Origin of the sequence: Dactylosporangium sp. CS-047395 (genome assembly GCF_050942185.1) — a bacterium.
Taxonomy (GTDB): Bacteria; Actinomycetota; Actinomycetes; order Mycobacteriales; family Micromonosporaceae; genus Dactylosporangium.
Genome location: NZ_CP192015.1, coordinates 7,686,010 through 7,704,567 on the forward strand (window position 1 = coordinate 7,686,010; position 18,558 = coordinate 7,704,567).

General features: G+C 72.1%; 19 protein-coding genes. 7 read left to right on the forward strand and 12 right to left on the reverse strand.

Going from position 1 to position 18,558, the window contains the following annotated elements:
* Positions 1–13: 13 nt before the first annotated feature.
* Positions 14–1,294: an FUSC family protein gene (locus tag ACQP00_RS36250; protein WP_433204609.1), complete on the forward strand. Its 1,281-nt coding sequence runs from the start codon at positions 14–16 to the stop codon at positions 1,292–1,294.
* Here the strand turns inward: ACQP00_RS36250 and ACQP00_RS36255 are convergent.
* Positions 1,182–2,066, reverse strand: a complete 885-nt coding sequence (locus tag ACQP00_RS36255) for a dihydrodipicolinate synthase family protein (RefSeq protein WP_433204612.1) — start codon at positions 2,064–2,066, stop codon at positions 1,182–1,184. The two genes, ACQP00_RS36250 and ACQP00_RS36255, sit on opposite strands and share 113 nt — an antisense overlap.
* Before the next feature lie 71 nt (positions 2,067–2,137).
* Here ACQP00_RS36255 and ACQP00_RS36260 point away from each other — a divergent pair, with 71 nt between their 5' ends.
* Positions 2,138–3,013: a LysR family transcriptional regulator gene (locus ACQP00_RS36260; RefSeq protein WP_433204615.1), complete on the forward strand. Its 876-nt coding sequence runs from the start codon at positions 2,138–2,140 to the stop codon at positions 3,011–3,013.
* Here the strand turns inward: ACQP00_RS36260 and ACQP00_RS36265 are convergent.
* The 3 genes from ACQP00_RS36265 to ACQP00_RS36275 are packed head-to-tail and all read right to left on the reverse strand — an operon-like array spanning position 3,010 to position 6,048.
* Positions 3,010–3,816 (reverse strand): serine hydrolase domain-containing protein, encoded by an 807-nt coding sequence (locus ACQP00_RS36265; protein ID WP_433204617.1) that lies wholly within the window; start codon positions 3,814–3,816, stop codon positions 3,010–3,012. The two genes, ACQP00_RS36260 and ACQP00_RS36265, sit on opposite strands and share 4 nt — an antisense overlap.
* A gap of 10 nt (positions 3,817–3,826) precedes the next feature.
* Entirely contained in the window at positions 3,827–5,473 is a 1,647-nt protein-coding gene (locus tag ACQP00_RS36270; protein WP_433204620.1) for a chitinase, read from the reverse strand.
* 41 nt (positions 5,474–5,514) lie between these two features.
* Positions 5,515–6,048 (reverse strand): TetR family transcriptional regulator, encoded by a 534-nt coding sequence (locus tag ACQP00_RS36275; protein WP_433204623.1) that lies wholly within the window; start codon positions 6,046–6,048, stop codon positions 5,515–5,517.
* A gap of 114 nt (positions 6,049–6,162) precedes the next feature.
* Here ACQP00_RS36275 and ACQP00_RS36280 point away from each other — a divergent pair, with 114 nt between their 5' ends.
* Together ACQP00_RS36280 and ACQP00_RS36285 are read left to right on the forward strand one after the other, a co-directional pair.
* Complete coding sequence (locus ACQP00_RS36280; RefSeq protein ID WP_433204625.1) at positions 6,163–7,026, forward strand: oxidoreductase; 864 nt, start codon at positions 6,163–6,165, stop codon at positions 7,024–7,026.
* A 35-nt stretch (positions 7,027–7,061) separates the two neighbouring features.
* Entirely contained in the window at positions 7,062–7,802 is a 741-nt protein-coding gene (locus ACQP00_RS36285; RefSeq protein ID WP_433204628.1) for a metallophosphoesterase family protein, read from the forward strand.
* Positions 7,803–7,808: 6 nt separating this feature from the next.
* Here the strand turns inward: ACQP00_RS36285 and ACQP00_RS36290 are convergent, their stop codons facing one another.
* The 3 genes from ACQP00_RS36290 to ACQP00_RS36300 all read right to left on the reverse strand — a co-directional run bounded on the left by ACQP00_RS36290 (position 7,809) and on the right by ACQP00_RS36300 (position 10,473).
* Positions 7,809–8,789: an N-acetylglucosamine kinase gene (locus ACQP00_RS36290; RefSeq protein WP_433204631.1), complete on the reverse strand. Its 981-nt coding sequence runs from the start codon at positions 8,787–8,789 to the stop codon at positions 7,809–7,811.
* Complete coding sequence (locus ACQP00_RS36295; RefSeq protein WP_433204634.1) at positions 8,786–10,030, reverse strand: 6-phospho-beta-glucosidase; 1,245 nt, start codon at positions 10,028–10,030, stop codon at positions 8,786–8,788. The genes ACQP00_RS36290 and ACQP00_RS36295 overlap by 4 nt, the downstream gene beginning before the upstream one ends.
* Positions 10,031–10,092: 62 nt before the next feature.
* Complete coding sequence (locus tag ACQP00_RS36300) at positions 10,093–10,473, reverse strand: DUF1992 domain-containing protein (protein ID WP_433204637.1); 381 nt, start codon at positions 10,471–10,473, stop codon at positions 10,093–10,095.
* A gap of 35 nt (positions 10,474–10,508) precedes the next feature.
* On the opposite strand from ACQP00_RS36300, the gene ACQP00_RS36305 reads away from it, so the two are divergent.
* Both ACQP00_RS36305 and ACQP00_RS36310 read left to right on the forward strand, forming a co-directional pair.
* Positions 10,509–11,084, forward strand: a complete 576-nt coding sequence (locus ACQP00_RS36305; protein ID WP_433204640.1) for a DedA family protein — start codon at positions 10,509–10,511, stop codon at positions 11,082–11,084.
* Between the two features lie 164 nt (positions 11,085–11,248).
* Positions 11,249–11,812, forward strand: a complete 564-nt coding sequence (locus ACQP00_RS36310; protein WP_433204643.1) for a chaplin family protein — start codon at positions 11,249–11,251, stop codon at positions 11,810–11,812.
* Positions 11,813–12,456: 644 nt separating this feature from the next.
* Here ACQP00_RS36310 and ACQP00_RS36315 read toward each other — a convergent pair.
* The 3 genes from ACQP00_RS36315 to ACQP00_RS36325 form a co-directional block, all read right to left on the reverse strand.
* Positions 12,457–13,281, reverse strand: a complete 825-nt coding sequence (locus ACQP00_RS36315; RefSeq protein ID WP_433204646.1) for a PhzF family phenazine biosynthesis protein — start codon at positions 13,279–13,281, stop codon at positions 12,457–12,459.
* Between the two features lie 107 nt (positions 13,282–13,388).
* Positions 13,389–13,817, reverse strand: coding sequence for a hypothetical protein (locus tag ACQP00_RS36320; RefSeq protein ID WP_433204648.1), 429 nt, complete (start codon positions 13,815–13,817; stop codon positions 13,389–13,391).
* Positions 13,818–13,944: 127 nt separating this feature from the next.
* A complete protein-coding gene (locus tag ACQP00_RS36325) occupies positions 13,945–14,088 on the reverse strand; it encodes a hypothetical protein (protein WP_433204651.1) in 144 nt (47 codons plus the stop codon).
* Positions 14,089–14,195: 107 nt separating this feature from the next.
* Between ACQP00_RS36325 and ACQP00_RS36330 the strand changes: the two genes are divergently transcribed.
* Complete coding sequence (locus ACQP00_RS36330) at positions 14,196–15,098, forward strand: phosphotransferase (RefSeq protein WP_433204654.1); 903 nt, start codon at positions 14,196–14,198, stop codon at positions 15,096–15,098.
* Here the strand turns inward: ACQP00_RS36330 and ACQP00_RS36335 are convergent.
* Both ACQP00_RS36335 and ACQP00_RS36340 read right to left on the reverse strand, forming a co-directional pair.
* Positions 15,095–16,438, reverse strand: a complete 1,344-nt coding sequence (locus ACQP00_RS36335) for a DUF1800 domain-containing protein (RefSeq protein WP_433204657.1) — start codon at positions 16,436–16,438, stop codon at positions 15,095–15,097. The two genes, ACQP00_RS36330 and ACQP00_RS36335, sit on opposite strands and share 4 nt — an antisense overlap.
* Before the next feature lie 154 nt (positions 16,439–16,592).
* The gene (locus ACQP00_RS36340; protein WP_433204659.1) at positions 16,593–18,497 is read right to left on the reverse strand and encodes a S8 family serine peptidase; all 1,905 of its coding nucleotides are present in this window, start codon (positions 18,495–18,497) and stop codon (positions 16,593–16,595) included.
* Positions 18,498–18,558: the final 61 nt, after the last annotated feature.

The following is an 18,558-nucleotide window of genomic DNA, read 5'->3' on the forward strand; positions in this document are numbered from 1 at the left end:
CAATATTCAGCAGGTGCGTAATATCCGGGCCGCGCTCGCCGGTTTCGCCCCGCTGCTGGCGACGGTCGTCACGCTCATCCCGCTCACCCACCAGACCGGGATCGTCGTCCTCGGGGCCGCGGTCGCCATGATGGCCGGACGATCGCAAGGGCAGCACGGGCCGATGCGCCTGCTGCTGGTACCGGTGGGAGCCCTCGTCATCGCCACGTTCGCGGTGCTCTTCCACGCCGCCCACGCGTACGGCGACGCGTTCTTCGTCGTCACCGTGGCCGCCGCGACCGCCGCGCGCGCGCTCGGCCCCGCCGCGGGACGCCTCGGCCGCGCGCTGGTGCTCCCGCTCATCGGCATGCTGATCGCCCCGGTCAACCCGGGCGGCGACCCGTTGCGCACGCTGGCGTGGGCCACGCTCGCGGTGTTCACGGCCGAGGTGTACGTGCTGGTGGCGCGGAGACTGTGGGGTACACACGAGGAATCGGAGCTGCCGAGCACCGCCGCGGCGAAGGTGCACGTGTGGCGGGGCGTGCAGTCCGCGCTCGCCCTGACCCTGGCGTTCACGCTCGGCCAGACCGTCTTCGGCGAGCACTGGGCGTGGACGGTGATCAGCGCCTACACCGTCGGCGCGGCGGCCCGATCGCGCGGGGACGCCCTGCTCAAGGGGGTGCACCGGACCCTCGGAGCACTCGGCGGCACCCTGGTCGCGACCGGCCTGGCCGTGGCCGTCGGGCCGCACCGGCCGATTGCCGTCGTGCTGCTGTTGTCGGTACTCGCCGGTGGCTTCTACCTGCGCCAGTTCGGCTACGCCTGGTGGGCCGCGAGCGTGACGGCCTCGCTCGCGTTGCTGTACGCCCTGGTCGGCGTGGGCGACACGGTCGCGCTGCTCGGCACGCGGCTGGTGGCCGTGGTGGCCGGCGCGTTGTGCGCGATCCTGCCGGCGACCCTCATCGCGCCCGTCCGCACCGGCGCGGTGCTGCGCAAACGCACAGCCGAGTGCCTGCGCACCATCCGCGACGGGGATTACGCACTGGCCGTACGACAGCTGGATGTTCTGCGCACTTCCGCCGCTCCCCTGTATGCGGTGCGCCGCTTCATCCCCCGCCGCGAGCTGCTGTGGGTGGACGGGTTGTTGGCTCTTGCGCCCGATTTGCGCACTTTGTCGGCTTCGCCTGACGACCCGGCGGCGCTCAAACGTGTGCGGAAGGCGCTCGGTCCCATCGCGGACGATCTGCGAGCAGCAGTGCGCGGTCCCGGGCCGCAGGGCTCGCCGGCAGCAGCGGCAGGCGCACCGCCGGCGTAGGGATCCGCCCCTGCGCGTGCAGGACGGCCTTGACCACGGCCGGATTCGGCTCCGCGAACAGCGCCGCGGACAGCTCGGCCAGCCCCGGCCCGAGCGCCCGCGCGGTCGCGGCGTCCCCGTCCCGCCAGGCGTCGCACAGCGCCACGAACGCCCGCGTGCAGATGTGCGCGGACGCGAGGATCCCGCCGCGCGCCCCGATCGCCAGCAGCGGCGAGATGACCGCGTCGTCGCCCCCGAGCACCGCGAAGTCCTTCGGCGCGGCGGCGAGCAGCGCGACCGTGCCGGCCGTGACCGCCCCGTCGGACAGCTTCAGGCCGTCGACACCCGGGATCGCCGCCAGCTCCAGCAGGGCTTCCGTCGAAAGTGCCTGCCCCGTCCGGTACGGCACGTGGTACGCGATCACCGGCCCGTTCGCCGCCTTGGCGACCGCCCGGAAGTGCGCAAGCACCCCGGCCTGCCCCGGCCGCGTGTAGGGCGGCACGACGACCATCGCCACGACGCCGGGCGGCAGCGCGGCCACCTCGGCCTCGGTCGCCGCCGTCGAGCTCGACCCGACCCCGACGATGAGCGGATACTCCCGCAGCGCGGCAATGACCTCGGCCCGCTCCGGCGGCGTCAGCGTGGCCGGCTCCCCCGTGGTCCCGAGCGCCACGACGCCGGCCGCGCCCTCGGCGAGAACGTGCTCGGCGAGGGCGCGGAGTGACACCGGGTTGACACCTTGGTCGGGGGAGAATGGGGTGACGAGGGGGACGAAGACACCAGCGAGCTCCATGACTTCCAGCCTGCGGGTTGCGAAGCGTCAGAACCAGTTCACGTTTCCACGGTCGAGCGTAAGCTGATGTGATGCTCGACGTACGGCGGCTGCGTTTGCTCCGTGACCTTGCCCAGCACGGAACGATCGCCGCCGTGGCCGCCGCCCACACCTACACCCCGTCCGCCGTCTCACAGCAACTCGCCGCCCTGGAACGCGAGGCCGGCATCGCCCTGCTGGAACGCACCGGCCGCCGGGTAACCCTGACTCCGGCGGGCCGCACCCTGGTCACCCACGCCGAGGAGGTCCTGGCCGCCCTGGAACGCGCCGCCGCCGCCCTGGCCGCCGGCCGCGACGGCCTGTCCGGCCCACTGCGCATCGGCGCCTTCCCAACGGCGATGCGAACACTGCTACCGCCGGCTCTGGTAGCCCTGTCCGAGGCCCACCCACGCCTCGAACTGTCCGTCCACGAGCTGGACCCGGCCGTGGTCCCGCAACTGCTGCGCGACGACGCCTTGGACGTGGCGCTGGTCCACGACTACGACCTCGTGCCCATCGAGCCGGACCCGGCCCTGCGCACCCTGCCCCTGCTGGACGAAACCATCTCCGTGGCGGCACTCGGCCCGCGAAGGCTGACCGAATGCCGCGACCAGCCCTGGATCCTGGCCAGCCCGGGAACCCTGTGCCACACCATGACGGTCCGCGCGTGCGAGGCGGCGGGCTTCTCGCCGCGGGTCCGCCACCACGCCGACGACTTCGTCACCGTGCTCACCTTCGTCGCCGCCGGCCAGGGCGTGGCGCTGATTCCTGAGCTGGCCGCCACCGACGTCCCGGCGGGCGTCGTCCTGACGCCCCTGGACACCCGCCGCCGCACCCGACTGGCCTTCCGCGCGGGCGCGGCTGAACACCCGGCCGTGACCGCCTTCGCCGACGCCCTGGGTATCACCCGCGGTCGGCAGCGCCACTAGCCGCGGTGTTCCTCCAGAACCGCGTCGGACAGCACCGGCCACACCTCGGCCGCCCACGTGTCGAAGTCGCGGTCGGTCAGGCAGGCGAGCGCCAGGCCGGCCTCGGGGTCGACCCACAGGAAGGTGCCCGACTTGCCGAAGTGCCCGAACGTCCGGGGCGAGTTCCGCGAACCCGTCCAATGCGGCGACTTGTGGTCCCGCAGCTCGAACCCCAGCCCCCAGTCGTTCGGTTCCTGCCGCCCGAACCCCGGCAGCACGCCGGTCACCCCCGGGTACTGCACCGCAACCGCCTCCGCCATCAAATCGGGCACGAGCGACGGATCCAGCAGCTCCTGCCCCAGCAGCGCGAGGTCCGACACCGGCCCGCGGGCGCCGGCGGCGGGTGAGCCGGTGAGCGTCGTGCCGCCCATCCCCAGGGGGCGCAGCACGGATTCCGTCATCAGTTCGGGGAAGGTGCCGCCGGTGCGGGTCAGGACGAAGTCGGCGAGGAGTTCGAAGCCGCGGTTGGAGTAGATGCGTTTGCGGCCCGGCTGGGCCAGGATCTGGTCGTTGTCGAACGCCACGCCCGAGGTGTGGGCGAGCAGGTGGCGGACCGTGGCGCCCTCGGGGCCGGCCGGTTCGTCCAGCAGGACGTCGCCGCGGTCGACGGCCACCAGGACCGTCAGGGCGGTGAGCAGCTTCGTCACCGACGCCCACGGGAGGGTGGTGTCCGGGCCGTGGCGGTCGCGGACTCCCTTGGGGTCCACGACCGCCACGGCGGCGGTCGGCACGGGCCAGCTGGTCAACTGTTCGAGTGCGCTCACCCGTTGCAAACTACGGCAAGGTGTTCAGGTACGGGCGCTGGGCGTTCTGGAACTCCCAGTTGTAGTACTTGTCCCAGTTGATCGACCAGGTCATCAGGCCGCGGAAGGACGGGGAGGCGCCGCCGCGCAGGGTGTAGCCGCCGCAGCCGGAGCCGGTGACGAGGCAGGTGACGGCGGACTGGACGACCGCGTTGGCGACGTAGCCGTTGCCGGCGCTGACCGCGGCCGGGACGCCGAAGGCGATCTGGTCGGGGCGCAGGCCGGGGAAGGTCTGGCCGGTGTTGGCGACCGGGAAGCCGGCCTTCATCATGTCGGTCATCGCGATGTGGAAGTCGGCGCCGCCCATCGTGTGGTACTGGTTGTCCAGCCCCCAGATCGGGCCCGAGTTGTAGTCCTGGACGTGCAGGATCGTCAGGAAGTCGCGGACGGCGTGGATGACCGGCAGGTACGAGCCGGCCCGGTTGTCGCCCTGGGTGGTGCCGCCGTAGAACTGGTAGCCGAGCTGGACGAAGAACGTCTCCGGGGCCATGGTGAGCACGAACCTGGTGCCGTACTTGGCCTTGAGGGACTTCAGGGCGCTGATCAGGTTCACCACCACCGGCGTCGTGGGGTTGCGGAAGTCGCTGTCGCCGGCGTTGAGGTACAGCGAGTGGCCCTCGAAGTCGATGTCCAGCCCGTCGAGGCCCCAGCGGTCGATGATGGCGCTGACCGAGCTCACGAACGCGTCGCGGGCGGCGGTCGTGGTCAGCTGGACCTGGCCGTTCTGGCCTCCGATGGAGATCAGGACCTTCTTGCCCTGGGCCTGCTTGGCCTTGATGGCGGCGAGGAACTCGGCGGCGGACTCGACGTTCGGGCACTCCGCGGCCGAGCAGCGGTTGAAGCGGATGTCGCCCGAGGTGACGCTGGTCGGTTCGCCGAAGGCCAGGTCGATCACGTCCCAGGCGGCAGGGATGTCGGCCATCCGGATGTAACCGGAGCCATTCGCGAAGGAGGCGTGGTTGTACCCGATGAGCGCATGCTTCGGAATGCCCGTCACCGGCGTCGTGGGACTGCTGGTCGGACTGGTGCTCGGGCTCTTCGACGGGGATGCGCTCGCTGAGGCGCTGCGCGACGGCGAAGCGGAGGCCGACGGGCTCTTCGACTGGGACGGCGACACGGGTGGCGTGGTCGGCGGGGTGCCGGGGCCGTCCAGGGCGATGTCGTCCGCCTGGTACGCGCCGGTGCCGTACCAGCCGTGCAGGTACACCTGGATGGAGGTCTGCCCGGCGGCGGTGGTGAACGGGACGGTGAGCTTGGTGTAGGCCGACGCGCCGGGGGTCCACGTGGACGCGCCGCCGGTCACCCCGATGTAGACGTAGCTGCCGCGGACCCACCCGGACAGCGTGTACGCGGTGTTCGGCTGCACGGTGACGGTCTGGGTGCACTGCGCGGTGTCGGACGTGGTGGCATTGCCGTTGAGCGCGTACGAGCCGGAGTGCACGGGCGAGCTCACGGCGCCGGAGCCGGAGCCGGTGCAGGACCAGCCCGACAGGTTGCCGCTCTCGAAGCCGGGATTGGACAGCAGGTTGGCCGCGTACGCGTTGGTGGCCACGAACAGGCCGGTGACCAGGAGCGTTGCGGCGCCGAGGATGAGCGCTGCGCGCTTGGCAGGCTTCATGGGCGGACCTCCATCGACGGTGGTCGCCATTATTAGGTTTGTTAACTGTTCATGTCCAGACTTCTTAACCCGGTCTTCATCATCGCGACCATCCGGGCCCGAGCGGCGAGGTCAACGCCGCCCGCCTCCCGGGCCACGCAGCCGACGACGAGCGCCTTGACGTCGGCGAAGGTCACGTCGGGCCGCACCTGCCCGGCGCGCTGGGCCTCGTGCAGCAGGCCGGCCTCGATGCCGTCGAGGTCGATCCCGCTGCGCCGGGCGGCGGCGGCCACGTCGAATCCGGCCCCGGCGAGCGCCTCGGCCAGGCCGCGGTGCTCGGCCGCCACGGTCACCAGGTGCTCCAGGTAGGCGAAGAACCCGAGCCGCCCGGCCGCACGCGCCAGCGCTTCGACCTGCTCGAGGACGATCGCCTCGTACAGCGCGTCCTTGGTCGGGAAGTGCCGGCTCACGGTCCCGGTCCCGACCCCGGCCCGCCGGGCGACCTCGGCGACCGGCACCGACAGCCCGTCGACCGCGAAGGCCAGCTTGGCCGCCTCCAGCACCCGCTCCCGGTTGCGCACCCCGTCGGCCCGCATCCGCCACCTCCTGCCGTGCACGGGACACCCATTCCGGATGCCGTTGATAAACGGGACGCCCGTCCCGTATCGTTGCGGCAACCGGGACGTGCGTCCCGATTCTAGGGGGTCAGTATGTGGTCCATCGACGACATCGGCGACCAGTCGGGCCGGGTCGCCCTGGTGACCGGCGCGAGCGGGGGCATCGGCCGGGAGGTGGCGCGGGCCTTGGAGCAGCGCGGCGCCATCGTGGCGGCCCCCGGGCGGCACGAGCTCGACCTGGGCGATCTCGCGTCGGTGCGGGCCTACGCCGGCGGGTTCCCGCACGACCGGCTCGACCTGCTGGTCAACAACGCCGGGCTGATGATCCCGCCGTTCGGCCTGACCACCGACGGGTTCGAGACCCAGATCGGGGTCAACCACCTCGGGCACTTCGCGCTCACCGGCCTGCTGCTCGGCCGCCTGCTGGCCGCACCCGCCGCCCGGGTCGTCACGGTCAGCAGCAACGCCCACAAGCGCGGCGCCGTCGACCTCGCCGACCTGCACTTCGCCCGCCGCCGCTACCAGCCGATGACCGGGTACGCCCAGTCGAAGCTCGCCAACCTGCTCTTCGCCCGCGGCCTGCAGCGACGCCTGGCCGCCGTGGACGCGCCGGCACGCTCGCTGGCCGCCCATCCCGGTGCGGCGCGGACGGCGCTCATGCGGTACAGCCCGCTGCACTTCCGCATCGTCACCAGCCGCCGGACGAGGTGGCTGTTCTCGTGGCTGATCCAGGACCCGCTCCCGGCCGCGCTGCCGATCCTGCGGGCCGCCACCGACCCGGCGGCCGCGGGTGGCGCCTACTACGGCCCGGACGGGTGGGGCGAGTTCACCGGCCGCCCGGTCCTCGTCGGCACCGCCCCGGCCGTCGCCGACATCGCCCTGCAGGACCGGCTGTGGGCGGAGTCCGAGCGGCTCACCGGGGTCACCTACCCGCTGCCCGCCCCGGTCTCCCGCTGACGGCCGCCGCTTACGGCCGGCGGTAGGGTCGATCGATGAGGGTCGCGGTGCTCGCCGACATTCACGCCAACCTGCCCGCCCTGGAGGCGGTCCTGGCCGACGTCGACGCGCGCGGCGCGGACCGGATCGTGCTGCTCGGCGACATCGCCGGCGGGCCGCTGCCGGCCGAGACGCTGGACCGGCTGGCCGGGCTCGGGGACCGGGCCGTCTGGGTGCACGGCAACGGGGAACGCGAGCTCGTCGACGCGTTCGACGGCCGGCCCGGCGAGGGGCCCGGCGCGGCGGACGCGGCCGAGTGCGCCGGGCTGATCGACCAGCGCCACCGCGACCTGATGGCCGGCCTGCCAATGACCGTCACCCTGGACGTCGACGGGCTCGGGCCGGTGCTGTTCTGCCACGCGACCCCGCGCCGCGACGACGAGTTCGTGCTCGTCGACTCGCCGGTCGCGCGGTGGCGGGCGGTGCTCGGCGGGGTCGGCGAGCGGCTCGTGGTGTGCGGGCACACGCACATGCCGTTCGACCGGCTCGCGGGCGGGCGGCGGGTGGTGAACCCGGGCAGCGTCGGGATGGCGTACGGGCCGGCCGGGGCGTATTGGGCGCTGCTCGGCGACGGCACCGTGCAGTTGCGGCGCACCGCCTATGACGCGACGGCGGCCGCGGCCCGCATCGCCGCGAGCGCCCACCCGCGGGCCGCCGCCTGGGCCGGGGAGTACGTGACGAGCCCGTACGGCGACGCCGAGGCGCTCGAGGCGTTCGCCGGGTTCACCCGGGACTGACCGGTCCTACAGGGCGGCGCGGACCGCGTCCTCCACGTCCGCGGGGCACTGCCCGCCGTGCAGGGCGTCCAGCGCGAGCAGCGCGGCGCCGGTGACCGGCGGCGAGGACAGCACGGTCACCGTGGCCCGCGGCGACAGCACGGCCAGCCGGGCGAGGAGGTCCTCGTGCAGCTGCGGATGCCGCGCCGTCAGCACTGAACCGCCCAGGACGATGGTGTACGCCGACCCGAGCAGCGCCAGTCGCGCGGCGCACACCCGTACCAGTGCCTCGATCTCGTCGGCCTGCCGCCGGATGAGCCGACCGGCCAGGTCGTCCCCGGCCGCCGCCACGGTGAACACCAGCTCGCACAGCTCGTCCATCCGGGCCCGGTCCACCTCCCCGAGATGCAGCGCGACCGCGGCCGCCTCCACGCTCGGCAGCCCGAAGTGCGACCGGACCCCGGCCTCCAGGGCGGTGGCCGGCCCGCGCCCGTCCTCGGACCGCACCGCGTGGTACAGCGCCAGGGCCGCCAGGTGATGCCCGCCGCCCCAGTCCCCGGAGAGCTGCCCCAGCGCCGGGAACCGCGCCGTGACCCCGTCGGCGCGCCGCCCGGCCGCGTTGATCCCCGCCCCGCACACCACGCCCACCGTGTCGGGGGTGGCCGCGCCCGCCCGCAGCAGCGCGAACAGGTCGTTGTCGACGGTCGTGGCCGCGGCCAGGGACAGCGCCGACACCTCGGTCGTCAGCCGCGAGACCTCGACCGGCAGGTCGGCGCCGGCGGTGTACACGGACAGCTGCGACAGCTCGATCCCGGCCGGCAGCGACGCCTCCGTGCGGGCCCGGGCGACGAGGGCGGCGATGCGGGACAGGGCCTCGTCGAACGGTACGGCGTGCGGCGAGATCGTCCCGCCCGTGACCCGGGCCAGGACGCGCCCGTCGGAGTCGCCGAGGACGACGTCGGTCTTGGAGTTGCCGCCGTCGGCCGCGGCGTAGAGGCGGGCGGTCATGCGGACAGCCACGGCAGGTGCGCGCGGTTGGCGGCGAGCAGGTCGTCGGTGAGCCGCTCGGCCTTGTCGTGCTGGCGCACGAGCGGGTGGGCGAGCAGGGCCCGGTACACCCGGTCGCGGCCGCCCTTGATCGCCGCCTCGACGGCCAGCTCCTCGTAGGCGGAGACGCCGGCGACGAGCCCGGCGAGCTCGGGGCGCAGCGGCGGGGCCGGGACCGGCTCGGCACCGGCGGCGCCGACCCGGCAGGTGGCCTCGATGACGGCGTCGTCGGACAGGAACGGCAGGAAGCCGCGGTTGCGCACGTTGACGGCGTGGATGCCGCCGTCGTCGTGCTGCAGCGACGCGATCAGGCCGACGGCGGCCTCGGAGTAGAACGCGCCGCCGCGCTGGCCGAGCAGGTCGGGCTTCCTGTCGAGGGCCGGGTCGGCGTACATCCGCAGCAGTTCCCGCTCGATCTCGGCGACCTTCTGGCCCCGGGTCGGCTGGTCGCGCTCCTCGGCGACGACCTCGTCGTGGCAGTAGAAGTACCGCAGGTAGTACGACGGCACGACGCCGAGGCTGCGCACGATCGCGGGCGGGATCTGCACGCCGGCGGCGATGTCGTCCAGGCCGGTCTCGAGCAGGCCGGGCAGCCGGTCGACGCCGTCGACGTAGGCGGCCCGCTCCCAGGTGAGGTGGTTGAGCCCGACGTGGTCGAGGACGACGGCGGCCGGGTCGACGCCGAGCGCGGCGGCCCAGCGGCGCTGGAAGCCGATGGCCACGTTGCACAGCCCGGCGGCGCGGTGGCCGTCGTCGAGCAGGGCGCGGGTGACGATGCCGACGGGGTTGGTGAAGTTGACGATCCAGGCGCCGGGGTCGGCCCGGCGGGCGATGTCGAGCACGACCGGCACGGAGCGCAGCGCCTTGGCGAACCCGCCGGCGCCGGTGGTCTCCTGCCCGACGCAGTCGCAGGCGAGCGGGAAGGTCTCGTCGCTGATGCGGGCCTGCTGGCCGCCGACGCGCAGCTGGATGACCACAGTGGACGCTCCGGCCAGGGCGTCGTCCACATCGGACGTCCAGCGCAGCGTGGCGGCCGAGCCGTGGGTGCGCAGGATGCGCTGGGCGAAGGCGCCGACGACGGCGAGGCGATCGGCGGCCGGGTCGAGCAGCACGATCTCGGAGGCGAAGGGCGCGAGGCGGGCGAAGCCGTCCACCAGCTCCGGGGTGTAGGTGGACCCGCCCCCGACGACCGCGATCTTCATGCCTCTAGCCTCCCGTGGTCCTACTAATAGGAAGACTAACTAACAGTAAAAGTCCGCCGACGTCAACGCGTCGAACGCCACTGCGCCACGATCGCGTCGGCGTCCAGGGGCCGCAGGATGGTCGCCGGACCCTCGATCAGGCCCCGCTTGGCCCGCTCGATGCGCACGTTGAGATCCTCCACCGCGCGGCGCAGCTGCTCCTCGGAGCGGAACCCGGGCAGGGCGGCCGGGAGATCCTCGACCTCGCGGCGTAGGCGCAGCGTGGGCGGGACGCCCCCGGGCAGGCCCTCGCGGCGGGCCAGGTCGCGAATCCACCAGTCCTCGTCGTACAGCTCGCCGTGATCGGGCAGCGGCTTGCCCGCCAGGGGCAGGTCGTCGAACTCGCCGCGCTCCTGCGCCTCGCGGATCTGCCGGTCGATGTGCGATTCATACCAGCTGGTCATTGCCCTTCAGTGTACCCGTGGCAGGATCTTGACCGATGGAGCAGTTCGAGCGGTACGGGTATCCGGCGCTGGCCCTCCTCGTGCTCCTGGAAGGCATCGGCATCCCGACTCCGGCGGTCACGGCGGTGGTCGCCGCCTCGGCCCTCGCCGCGCACGGGCACCTGTCGCTGCCCGCCGTCGCCGTGGTCACCCTGCTCGCCGCGACCGCCGGGGACAACCTCGGCTACCTGCTGGGCCGGCGCGCGGGCCGCCCGGCGCTGCTGCGCTTCGGCCGCCGGGTGCGCCTGACCGAGGAGCGCCTGGCGCGGGCCGAGCGGTTCATCGCCACCCGCGGGAAGAACATCATCGTGCTGGCCCGGTTCGTCGACGGGCTGCGCCAGACCAACGGGCTCATCGCGGGGGCGACGGCGCTGCCCTGGCGGCAGTACGCGCCCCGGGACGCGGCCGGCGGCGTGCTGTGGACGGCACTGTGGGTGACCGTCGGCGCCGTGGCCGGAAACAACATCGAACAGCTTCGTCGGTACCAGCTGTGGATTCTGGCCGCCGCCGCTCTCATCGCGCTCGCGTTGGCCGCGCGCCACCTGTTCAAACGTCACCGCGGCCACAAGTAGCCGATCGGGCCAAGCAGGCGCGCCGAAGAAGACTACGTTATGTCACCGCTCGGGTGCATTGCGTGACGGAATTTTCCGAAATATCCGTCCGCAGCTCGCATTTCGGGTTAGGTGGGAATCGCGACGGACGTTCCCCGTCGATCACTCGTCGAAAGGTCGTCATCATGAAACGCTGGCTCATCCGGTCGGTGCAGGTCGCCGCGCTGGCAATGGGTGGCCTCGCGCTCACCGGGACCGCCGCCCACGCCGACAGCTGGAACAGCGGGCCCAACGTTGGTTTCTTCAACGGGAACCAGAGCTCCACCACCATCCAGACGCCCGTCAACATCTGCGGCAACTCGCTGGCGATCATCGGCTTCGCGAGCGCCAACTGCAACGGCGGCGCGTACGCCGTCAACGGCGGCGGCGGCTCCTACAGCGGCGCCGGCTACAACAACCGCCGCAACGGCGGCGGCGGCGCGAACGCGCTCGGCGCGAACAACAACAACCGCCGCCACCATCACCACCACCGCAACGGCGGCGCGAACGCGGCGTCCTACGACGACCGCGACGACTACGGCCGCGGCAACGGTGGCGGCGGCGCGTACGCCTACAACAACGACGGTGACCACAACACCGGCTGGAACATCGGCATCGGCAACGGCAACCAGTCGTCGTTCACGTTCCAGGCCCCGATCAACGTCTCCTGCAACTCGACCGCCCTGATCGGCTTCGCGTCGAGCTGCTGAACCACCCGGCGTGACGGGGCACCGCCTGCCCTGTGGCCACGTTGAGCGTTGACCGATGCCCGTACGGGAGGCAGCCCCTTCCTGGAGGGTGTCGGTCAACGCTCGCTTTTGTTCTGGGAGCAGCGCGGGGTTGGTGCTTTGGGTTGTGAGCAGCGCGGAGTTGGGCGCTGGGGTGCTTTGAGCAGCGCGGAGTTGGGCGCTGGGGTGCTTTGAGCAGCGCGGAGTTGGGCGCTGTGGTGCTATGAGCAGCGCAAGGTAGGGCGCTGTGGTGCTATGAGCAGCGCGAAGTTGAGCGCTCTGGTTCTATGAGCACCGCGAAGTTGAGCGCTCTGGTTCTATGAGCAGCGCGAAGTTGAGCGCTCTGGTCTATGAGCAGCGCGAAGTTGAGCGCTCTGGTCTATGAGCAGCGCGAAGTTGAGCGCTCTGGTCTATGAGCAGCGCGAGGTCGCCCACTGTATGGGCGCCTTGGCAGCGGGGTTTGACCGTTCGATGTCCTGAAAAGCGGTGGGGGAGCAAGCTCCACCCACACCCCCTCAACACCGCACCGGGGTCTGCTAACAGCGAAGAGCGAGCTCCACACACTCCCTCGAACGCTGCATCGGGGTCTACTGGCGGCGGACGGTCCTGGCGGTTGGTTCTGGCGGTTAGTCCAGTGCGACGGCGCGGCCGGTTACGCGCACGCCTGCGGTGTGGTCCTCGTCGAGGCCCACGTGGAGCAGGCTGGGGCGGCCCAGGTCGGCGCCCTGGTGGATGGTCAGGTCGACCGGCACCGTTACTAGGCCGAGTTCGCGTAGGTAGCCGCCGAGGGCTGCGGCGGCGGCGCCGGTGGCTGGGTCCTCGTAGATGCCGCCGGGTGGGAACGGGTTGCGGGCGTGCAGGACCGTTGGCGACTCGCGCCAGATGACGGCGACGGTGGTCCAGTGCTGGTCGGCCATCAGGGCGGCGAGGGCGGGCTCGTCGTAGTCCAGGGCGGATAGCCGCGCGCGGTTGCGCAGGGCGACGATGGGGTGCCACGCGCCGGCGAAGGCGGCTCGCAGCGGGAGGGCAGGATCCAGATCCTCCGTGTTGTACCGCAATGTGCTCAGCAAAAGCGCCGCTGTGTCCGGCGGGATGGTGCGGGTGGCGGGTGCGACGGTCGTCAGGGTCGCGGTGCCGGCGGCGGTGTCGACGCGGATCTCGCCGACTGGCGCCTGTAAGCGGATGGGGCCGGGGCCGTAGCGTTCGGCGTAGGCGACGGCGGTGGCGATCGTCGCGTGGCCGCAGAACGGGACCTCGGCGCGGGGGCTGAAGTAGCGCACGGCTGCGGCGCGGTGTCCGGACGGCGTCAGGAACGCGGTCTCGGAGTAGCCGACCTCGGCCGCGATGCGCTGCAGGTCGGCGTCGGGCAGGCCGGTCGCGTCGAGCACCACGCCGGCGGGGTTGCCGCCGGCGGGATCGTCGGTGAACGCGGCGTACCGCAGAATCTCCATGCCCCGACCGTAGGTCGCGCGCGGGCGGGCCGGGAATGCCAATCGGCCGGCGCTGGCATGTCGCCGGCGCCGGCCGATCGGATTTCGCAGGGAAGGTGCGAACGGGTCTACTTGTCGGCGACGCCGAGGTGGCCTTCGCCGGCGTGCAGCTCGGTGCCCTCGGCGAAGCTCGCGTCGAAGCGCTGCTGCAGGGCGTCGAGCTCGGAGAACTCGGCGGAGTGCGAGGACTCGCTGCCCTCGGCGGCGAAGACGTGGTCGTCCTCGGACGCGTCGTGGCTGTAGTTGGTGAAGTTGTCCGACGAGTAGTGCACGGCCGCCGGCTGGTCGTACTCGACGTGCTGGCCGGTCGAGTAGTCCGTGGACTCCTGCGCGTGGTGGTCGTTCTCGAACACGCCGAACTGCGACTGCGCGTCGTGCTCGGAGCCCTGGGCCTGGTGCAGCTGGTCGAGGGCGTCGTGCTCCTGGCCGGCCGAGTACTGCCCGTAGTCCACGTCGTGGCCGGTGTCGCCACCGTCGTAGCTGTCGATGTCGCTCATGGAGCGTTCCCCCTCATTACTGTCAGAGTGCGATAGGGCCGACGTTACGGACTGTGCGGCGTTCCGGAATCCCCCGAACGTGCCACAGGTCACATCCTGTCAGCCGCCCGGCGGGGGACATCCGGCCTCACGTGCTCGTATTCAAGTCCGGCTGTGTCTGGGTGAGGGTCCGGGTGAGCCCGCCGGGGTCGTCGGCGTAGAAGCGCACGGTGTGCACGAAGTGACGGCCCGCACGGCCCAGGTCGACCTCGGCCGGCGGCTCGACCCGCACCACCGCGATGGTCGTGCCCAGCGTCGAGAACGCGAGGGTCCCGGCGCCGGTTCGGCCGGGCTGAAAACCCAGTGCTGTGCGGCCGGGGGCTCTGCGACGATCGGGGCATGGTGCTGGCATCGGGGGTACGCATCGGCTGGGCCGACCTGCCGGACAAGGTCCGGGCGGCGGTGGAGGACCTGCTCGGCGGGCCGGTCGTGGCCGCGCGGTCGCAGCCGGGCGGGTTCTCGCCCGGGACCGCGGACCGGGTCGTCACCGCGGGCGGGCGGCGGGCGTTCGTGAAGGCGGTCGGGACGTCACTCAATCCGCAGAGCCCCGGCCTGCACCGGACCGAGGCGGCGGTGGTGGCGAAGCTGCCGGCCGGGCTGCCGACGCCGGCGCTGCTCGGCGTGTACGACGACGGGGACTGGATCGCGCTGGCCTTCGAGGACGTCGAGGGCCGCCATCCGCACACCCCGTGGCGGCACCCCGAGATCGAGGCGGTGCTGGCGGCGTTGGCGGCACTGGACGTACAAGTGCAGGGTCTTCCTCGGTTGTATGACGAGACCGCCGAGGACTTCAGCGGGTGGCGCAACCTCGCCGCCGACCCGCCGCCGGCGTTGGACCCGTGGGTGGCCGGGCACCTCGACCTGCTGGTGGAGCTGTCGGCGCACGGGCACGCGGCGATGGCCGGTGACGCGCTCGTGCACGGCGACATCCGGGCCGACAACCTCCTCGTGCGCCCGGACGGGTCGGTGCTGATCGTCGACTGGCCGTTCGGGTGCGCGGGGCCGGCGTGGTTCGACGCGATGAGCCTGGTGCTCAACGTCCGCCTCTACGGCGGGCACGTCCCCGACTCCGTCATCCACGCCCCCGACGCGGACCTCACCGGGTGCGTCGCCGGGCTGGCCGGGATGTTCGCCGACCGGGCCCGCCGGCCCGACCCGCCCGGCCTGCCGACGTTGCGCAAGTTCCAGCAGGACCAGGCCGACGTGATGCTGGTGTGGCTGCGGGAGCGCCTGGGTCTCTAGCGCGCGGCGACCACGTTCAGCGGGGCCTTCGTGGCGGCGTTCGGGAAGACGTCGGCGAGGTTGGCCAGGCCGCAGCGGCGCTGCAGGATCTCGGCGATGACCCCGTGCGTGGCGGGCAGCTTCGGCACCAGATGGGCGAGCATCGACGCGGGCCGGGCCAGCTGCTTCGGGTACCAGCCGGCCGCGACGTTCAGGTGCGCGTTCCACCGGATCAGCAGCCCCGAGGGAGCGGCCCAGGCGGCGGCGACGTCCGGATACCCGTTCGGCGGCGCCCACCGCAGCGGCGCATGCCCCATGTCGTACAGGTAGTAGTACAACCCGCGGACGCTCTCCAGATCGGCCGTGGGCCCGATCCCCAGCACCCGCACCGTCGCCGCCACGTCCTCGAGCGGCGTGCGCACCTTCGCCCCGGTCGCCGCCGCGAACTCGGCACTGGTGAACAGCGCCCGCAGCACCGGCACGATCGCCGACCTGTTGTCGAGGTACACCTTGGCCAGCTTGGCGACGAGGGCCGCCGGCGGCTCGTCGGCCACGAACCGCACACAGAGCTTGCGGGCAAGACGTTCCGCGGTGGCGGGGTGCATCGCGAGCATGTCCGCGTACGCGAGCGCCGCCGCCTCCCCACCGCCGGCGGTCGCGTTCTCGTGCCGCCATCCGAGAATCGTCACGGCCCCGGTGGCATGCTGGTTGGCGTCGAACTTGTACAGCCCGCTCGCGTTGTCCACGCTCAACCCGGTCAACAGGCGAGCGGCGTCCTTGACGTCGGCCTCGGAGTACACGAGCCCCACCGTGTGCAGCTCGAGCAGCTCCCGCGCGTAGTTCTCGTTCGGCTTCGCCTTCGTCGAGAACCGATTGTCCAAATAGGACAACATCGCGGGCGCCGTCATGCTCGCCTTGAGCAGGTCCGCGAACCGGCCCAGCGCATGCTTGCGGATCAGCGCGTCGTAGGCGGCCCGGCTGTCCCACACGTCGCTGGACGGGCAGGTGACGTTGAGATGGTTCGACCAGAAGTCCACCATGAGCTCGAACAGCTGCCGCTTGCTCCAGACCGCCCGCGCCACGGCGGCGGTCCCGAGCTGCTGCATGACGTCCCACGCCCCGGACTTGAGCGTGCCGGCCTTCACCATGGCCCGCACGCCCGCGATGTCCTTGCCGATGAGGGTGTACTTCGCGAGCACCGCATTGCACGCCGCGTCGTCGATGCCGCCCGGGTTGAGCTGGCGCTCCAGCCACGCGGAGGCACCGAGCTTGCGCAGCTCGGCCTCGGCCTCGACGGTGGGCCCGAAGGTGGCGCGCCGGAGCAGATGCAACACCGGATCAGCGGGGGTGAAGACGGTCACGTCCTTGTGCTTCGGCGCCTGACCCGGCCACTTGACGCATGGCCCCGTCCCACTCCACCGCCGCACCCGTTCGGCAATCAGTTTCACGACGCGGCACCGGCCGTCCCCCGTGGAACGACCGGTGCCGGGTGTGCGGGTGTTGCCCGGGTGAGGCCTAGTACCAGCCCGCCGTCGACCAGTCGTCGGCCGACCAGTAGTGGCCGCTCCAGTAGTGCCCCGACCAGTAGTGGCCCGTCCAGTACTGCTCCGACCACTCCGGGTCGCTCCACGAGCCGGTGCCCGTCCACGGGGTGCCGGACCAGGTGGCCGCCGACCAGGTGCGGGAGGTGTACGGCGGGACCCAGCGCTGGTTGTCCTGGTCCAGGCAGTCCCACAGCTGCAGCTGCACCCCGTTCGCCGGGCTCCAGTCGGTCACGTCGAGGCAGCGGTTGGCGCCGACGTTGATGAGCTGGCGGGAGGAGGTGACCTTCCACTGCTGCGCCGCGGTGCCGTTGCAGTCGTACAGCTGGATCTTCGTGCCGTTCTGGTTCGCCGCCCCGGTCACGTCCATGCACTTGCCCAGGGCGCGGACCGTGCCGTCCGACTGCAGCTGCCAGTACTGGGCCGGGGTGTTGTTGCAGTCGTACAGCTGGATCGGCGTGCCGTTGGTGTTCATCCGGTTCTGCACGTCGATGCACTTGCCGGCCAGGCCCGCGATCTGGCCGGTGCCGCCCGAGCCGCCGTCGCCGGTCCACGTGTCGCCGGCCATCCGGTAGCCCATCCAGACGCCGCCGTTCCACGACTGCTTCTGGGCCGCCAGGGACGCCCAGGCGGCGTTGTTGAACGGGCCGAAGATGGTCCGCTCGCCGGTCAGGGCCACGCCGTCGACGGTCAGGTGGTTGCCGCCCCGCGCCGTTTCCACCGAGCCGGTGCCGGTGCCCTTCGAGAAGGTCTGCGTCGTGTTCGGCGTGCCCAGCGCGGCCGAGGCGGCCACGTTGAGCTCCTTGTAGCCCTTGCCGGCGCCCGTGGTCAGGGCCGTGGCGCCGTTCACCAGCAGGGCCTTCACCTGGTCCGCGGTCAGGGTCGGGCGCTGCTGCAGGAGCAGGGCCGCCGCCGAGGAGACGACCGCGGCCGCCTGGGAGGTGCCGGAGCCCTTGAAGCCGGTGTCGCCGACGCGGGCGTTGGGGTAGGTCTGGTCGACGTACGAGCCGACGTCCCGCAGCGACACGATCGACTCGCCGGGGGCGAGGACGTCGACCTTGCGCGACGCGGTCGAGCCGTTGGTGAACGTGGCCAGCTCGTCGTCGCCGGTCGTCGTGGTCTGCTTGGTCGTCGACGCGCCGACCGCGACGACGAACGGGTCCATGGCCGGGTTGGTCAGCACCGACGTGGTGCTGCCGTCGTTGCCGGCCGCGATGACGACCACGATCCCGGTCTGCCAGGCCTGCTCGACGGCGTACATCAGCGGGTCGACGCTCTGCGCGGACATGCCCGCGGTGCCGTACGAGAGGTTGATGACCCGGATCGGGTTGGCCGGATCGTAGTTGCGGTTCTGCACCACCCAGTCGATCGCCGCGATCATCTGCGTCACGTCGGCCGCGCCGGTCGCCGTGCCGACCTTGACCGAGGTCACCTTGGCCTTGGGGGCCAGCCCGACGGTACCGCCGGCGCTGTCGTTGCCGACCATGATGCCCGCCATGTGCGTGCCGTGGCCGAAGGTGTCCAGGTAACGCAGCTGCGCCGACTGCGACTCGAACGACAGGTCCGGGCCGTTGACGACCTGCCCGGCCGGCAGCCCCGTGACGGGCGCGATGCCGGTGTCGATGAGCGCGATCCCGACGCCCTGCCCGGTCAGCGACGCCGCCGAGCCGGTGTCGGCCCGCACGATCGACCGGACGCTCTTCAGCGTGGTACCGGCCGTCGCCGGCCACTCGTCGGCCAGGAAACCCCCGCCGGCGTGCCTCGTGGCGGACCCGTCGCCGGGCAGCGCCGCCGCGGCCGGACCGGTGAGCCCGAAGGCCCCGATCGTCGCCGCCACAGCCGCCGCGCCCCAGCGCCGGCCCGCATTCGGTTTCTCCATCAACCATCTCCCCATCCGTGGAGCACGGAACGCATCCGAGAGATCACGATGGGTTGTGCGC

Coding starts and splice junctions, on each gene's coding strand:
- ACQP00_RS36280 (WP_433204625.1), top strand. CDS start 6,163: ATGTGGTCCATCGACGACATCGGCGACCAGTCGGGCCGGGTCGCCCTG.
- ACQP00_RS36310 (WP_433204643.1), top strand. CDS start 11,249: ATGAAACGCTGGCTCATCCGGTCGGTGCAGGTCGCCGCGCTGGCAATG.
- ACQP00_RS36315 (WP_433204646.1), bottom strand. CDS start 13,281: ATGGAGATTCTGCGGTACGCCGCGTTCACCGACGATCCCGCCGGCGGC.
- ACQP00_RS36330 (WP_433204654.1), top strand. CDS start 14,196: ATGGTGCTGGCATCGGGGGTACGCATCGGCTGGGCCGACCTGCCGGAC.
- ACQP00_RS36285 (WP_433204628.1), top strand. CDS start 7,062: ATGAGGGTCGCGGTGCTCGCCGACATTCACGCCAACCTGCCCGCCCTG.
- ACQP00_RS36305 (WP_433204640.1), top strand. CDS start 10,509: ATGGAGCAGTTCGAGCGGTACGGGTATCCGGCGCTGGCCCTCCTCGTG.
- ACQP00_RS36320 (WP_433204648.1), bottom strand. CDS start 13,817: ATGAGCGACATCGACAGCTACGACGGTGGCGACACCGGCCACGACGTG.
- ACQP00_RS36260 (WP_433204615.1), top strand. CDS start 2,138: ATGCTCGACGTACGGCGGCTGCGTTTGCTCCGTGACCTTGCCCAGCAC.
- ACQP00_RS36290 (WP_433204631.1), bottom strand. CDS start 8,789: ATGACCGCCCGCCTCTACGCCGCGGCCGACGGCGGCAACTCCAAGACC.
- ACQP00_RS36255 (WP_433204612.1), bottom strand. CDS start 2,066: ATGGAGCTCGCTGGTGTCTTCGTCCCCCTCGTCACCCCATTCTCCCCC.
- ACQP00_RS36270 (WP_433204620.1), bottom strand. CDS start 5,473: ATGAAGCCTGCCAAGCGCGCAGCGCTCATCCTCGGCGCCGCAACGCTC.
- ACQP00_RS36300 (WP_433204637.1), bottom strand. CDS start 10,473: ATGACCAGCTGGTATGAATCGCACATCGACCGGCAGATCCGCGAGGCG.
- ACQP00_RS36275 (WP_433204623.1), bottom strand. CDS start 6,048: ATGCGGGCCGACGGGGTGCGCAACCGGGAGCGGGTGCTGGAGGCGGCC.
- ACQP00_RS36340 (WP_433204659.1), bottom strand. CDS start 18,497: ATGGAGAAACCGAATGCGGGCCGGCGCTGGGGCGCGGCGGCTGTGGCG.
- ACQP00_RS36295 (WP_433204634.1), bottom strand. CDS start 10,030: ATGAAGATCGCGGTCGTCGGGGGCGGGTCCACCTACACCCCGGAGCTG.